This window comes from Mycobacterium sp. 1165178.9 (assembly GCF_001673555.1).
GTDB lineage: Bacteria > Actinomycetota > Actinomycetes > Mycobacteriales > Mycobacteriaceae > Mycobacterium.
Window position 1 is genome coordinate 1 of the sequence record NZ_LZMB01000210.1, and the last position, 3,599, is coordinate 3,599.

2 protein-coding genes are annotated in these 3,599 nt (G+C 67.1%); one reads left to right on the forward strand and one right to left on the reverse strand.

The genetic code is table 11. The features are described from left to right. The coding region (locus tag A5652_RS09850) for a kelch repeat-containing protein (protein ID WP_304441768.1) at window positions 1-1,624 on the forward strand (1,624 nt) is incomplete at its 5' end. Between the two features lie 16 nt (window positions 1,625-1,640). On the opposite strand, the gene A5652_RS09855 is transcribed toward A5652_RS09850, so the two are convergent. Beyond that, window positions 1,641-3,599: ATP-binding cassette domain-containing protein (locus A5652_RS09855; protein ID WP_067349908.1), on the reverse strand; the 1,959-nt coding region annotated here is incomplete at its 5' end.

Consider the following 3,599-nt stretch of genomic DNA (forward strand, 5'->3'; position numbering starts at 1 on the left):
CGTCCCGAACCACGAGGGCTATGACCCGGTCATCGACAGCTGGAAAAGCGGTGACGACCTACCTGTTCCGGTTCAACACGCGATGGCGGTGACGTGGCAGGGCAACCCGATCGTGCTCGGCGGCTGGCGCACCGCGGGTGCGCAAAAGGTTGCCAGCGACCAGGTTTGGCGGGTGGTCAACAGCCACTGGGTCGAACTCCCGCGCATGTTGCAGCCCCGGGCGGCAGCGGCGGCGGCAGTCGTGGGTGACCGCATCATCGTCGCCGGCGGCGTCGACTCCAATGGCGCGCTGCTGAACACCGTCGAGATCTTCGACGGCAATACCTGGACCCTCGGCACTCCCATACCGACCCCCCGGCAGATGCTGGCCGCGGCGTCGGACGGGAAGGTGGTGTACACGGTAGGCGGCACGACCGGAACCAGCGAGCTGGCGACGGTTGAGGCGTATGACCCTGCCGCGAAAACCTGGACTCGACTGCCTGACCTTCCCCAACCGCGTGGAGACCTCGGCGTGGCAATAGCCGACCGGCGCCTGGTCGCCGTCGGGGGGCAGTCGGCGGGGCAAGTCCTCAAGAGCGTGTCGGTCCTCGATCTGACGACGAATACGTGGGCCGGCTTGCCGGACATGGCGACAGCGCGGCACGGCATGGCGGTCGCCGCGGTGGGGCAAGCCGTGTACTCAATCGGCGGGTCGAGTGATGTCGGCGACGGCCAAGCGACCTCGTCGGCGGAGGCGCTGCAACTACCGGCGCGCCGAATGCAGCCGGCCGCGCAGTGGCGTTCCCTGCCCGACGCTCCGACGCCGAGATTGATGACGGCGTGGACCGTGCTCGACGACAAGATCTGGATCATGGGCGGCTTACGCGACGGAGTCGCGCTGCAGACGGTCGAAAGCTACGACCCCCGCACCGGGATCTGGCAACCGCAACCCGCATTGCCCATCCCGCTGCATCACGCTGCGGCCGCAACCTATCGCGGTGAGGTGGTGGTGCTCGGGGGCACCAGCGCCGACCTCACCCAAGCGTCCGCCAAGGTGTTCGCGCTGCGCGCGGGCAAATGGGTGGAGTTGCCCAACCTCGGCCACCCACGCGCGGCGCTGGCGGCCGCGACGGTCGGCGACAAACTCGTAGTCGTCGGCGGGCAGAACGCCAAGCAGCTAGTCCCGCAAACCGAGGTCTTCGACGGTAGCTCGTGGCACGACGCGGCCAACATGCCCACTCCGCGTGAGCATCTGGCCGCGGTGTCTGATGGCACTTACGTGTACGCGGTCGGCGGGAGATTCCTGTCGGCCGATAAGAACTCGGCGGCGTTCGAGCGATTCGATCCGCAGTCCGGGACGTGGACCAGGCTGGTCGACATGCCGACCCCTCGTGGCAGCTACGGCGCCACTTTCATCGACGGCCGAATCCTGGCGGTCGGCGGTGAGCAACCGACGCAGGTGGTGGGAGTGGCCGAGATGTACGACATCGCTGACGGAACGTGGACCACGTTGCGGCCCATGCCAACCGCGCGTCACGCCGAGGTGGTCGCAACTGTCGGCAACACCGTCTACTGCATTGGTGGCGCGAACCGGCCCACCCATGAAGGCCCCGTGGCCACGGTCGAGGCCTTGGACTTCATTTAGCCGGAGAAGACGTGGGTCAGTGGCGCTTGAGCCGGCTGCGCCAACCCACGAAACTGGCGTACACGACCGTCAGCACCCCGAGCATGCCCACATCGAACAGCCAGGCTTGCGCCGTGTGTTTGAAGTGGCTGTCTTTCGGGGCGAGCGGTCCGGGCTCGATCGTCCACAAGTCGACGGTCGAGGCCTGCGCCGCGAATCCCCAGCGCGAGGGCACCGCCCACGACATCTGGTCGAGACCGAGCCGGTCGGTGACCGGGATCATCCCGCCGCACAGCACCAACTGCAGCATGAGTGAAACCACCAGCAGCGGCATGATCTGCTCGTTGGAGCGGGCGAGCGAGGACAAGACCATGCCGATCATCGCCGCGGTGACGCACATCGCGGCGGTGGCGACGTACAGCTCGAGGGTGGCGCTGCCGAGGAGCAGCGCCGGCCGCGTCGGTGCTCCCTTGCCCAGAATCGTGATGGTCGTCGCGATCGCCGACTGAACGACGGCGAACACCGAGAACACGGCCATCTTCGCGAGCAGATATGCCTTGGTGGATAGGCCGACTGCCTGTTCTCGACGGAAGATGGGGCGCTCGCCGATGAGGTCGCGGATCGTCAACGCGGTCCCCATGAAGACGGCGGCCATGGTCAGCAACATCAACACCGAGCCCGGCTCGTCGGAGCCGTCACCGTTTGGATCGGCGATGCGGAATCCCGTCGAGCCCGGAACGGTGAGCGCCAGCGCGCCCATCACAAACGGCAACAGCGCGAGAAATATGAAGTAGGCGCGGTCGGCGACGATCAGCCGAATCTGGCGGCGGGCGATCGTGGCGAACTGGCGACGCGTGCTGGAGCGCGCTGGGGCGCCCAGGTCCGCCGGCTTCTCCGCCTCGGGTCCGGCCGGGGGTGGTTTGAGTTGGGCCAGGAAACGGCGGTTGGCTTCGTCGGGGTCCGCGCCCACCATGCCGAAGATCTTGGCCCAGTTGGTGGTTCCCATGGTCGCTTCGATTTCGTCGGGCGGACCGCAATACGCCGTCTTGCCGCCGGGCGCCATCAGCAGCACCTGGTCGCAGAGATCGAGGTAGCTCAGCGAGTGCGTCACCACCAGCACCACGCGACCTGCGTCGGCCAGCTGCCGCAACATGGTCATGACCTGGAGGTCCAGGGCGGGATCCAGGCCGGACGTCGGTTCGTCGAGAATCAGCAGGGACGGCCCGGTGAGCAGCTCGAGTGCCACCGAGGCACGCTTGCGCTGTCCACCGGACAGCTTGTCCACCCGGGTCTCGGCGTGCTTGGTCAACCCGAGTTCCTCGATAACCTGCGCGACGACCTGCGCGCGGTCCTGTTTGCTGGTATCCGGGGGCAGCCGTAGCTCGGCCGCATAACTCAGCGCCTGGGTCACCGTCAGCTGGCGGTGCACGACGTCGTCCTGGGGCACCATGCCGATGCGGCTGCGCAACGACGCGAAACTGGCGTGAATGTCGTGACCCTCGAAGGTGATTGAGCCAGAGGTGGGACAGGTGGCTCCGGCGATGAGCCGGGACAACGTGCTCTTCCCGGCCCCGGACCCACCGATGAGGGCGGTCAGCGTGCCGGGTCTGGCCGTCATCGAGACCTTCTGGATCAGCCGTTTGCTGTCGACTTCGAAGTCGACCTCGCGCACCTCTAGCCCGCCGGTGCGGGTGGCCGCTTCGGCACGACGAAGCAAGATCTCACCGTTGAACACGAGGTCGACGTTGCCGATCGTGACCACGTCGCCCTCGGTCAGCGGCGCCGACAAGATTCGGGTGCCGTTGACGAAGGTGCCGTTGATGCTGTGCGCGTCGTGGATCTCCGCGCCGCTCGGACTCGTGACCAGGTAGGCGTGATGGCGCGACGCCAAGACATCGGAGATGACGACGTCGCTGTCTTCGGCACGACCGATCACCAAAGCACCCGTAGGGGGCGCAGCGAGCGTCGATCGCGACCGCTGCACCGCACGCCGCAG